The 258-nt window shown below is 53.9% G+C and carries 1 protein-coding gene; it reads right to left on the bottom strand.

From position 1 onward, the window contains the following. Positions 1 to 245 (bottom strand): pirin family protein (locus AC0L27_RS41420; protein WP_473323911.1); only part of this gene is annotated, 245 nt, incomplete at its 3' end. Positions 246 to 258: the final 13 nt, after the last annotated feature.

The raw sequence follows: 258 nt of genomic DNA, 5'->3' as shown, positions 1-258 counted from the left end.
AAATCTATCAGCAAAGCGCGCAGTGGGGAATCGGCAACCAGCGTAATGTTAGCCTCGTCACGAATAAACGCCCCATCACCGCAGGTCAGCGCCGCTTTCTCTTCATGATGCGTAAGCGCATGAAATTTCCCGTGAATCGATTGCAAATACGCGCGTGGCCCATGCAACTGGAAATTCGCACTTTCGCCTTTGTCGAGCACGATATGGTGCAGCCACACTTGCTGGCGTAATTGCAGGCTTCCCATCGCACCCTCTGGC

This window comes from Bradyrhizobium sp. Ken51, assembly GCF_055807435.1.
This window is presented reverse-complemented; position numbering and strand designations above follow the sequence as displayed.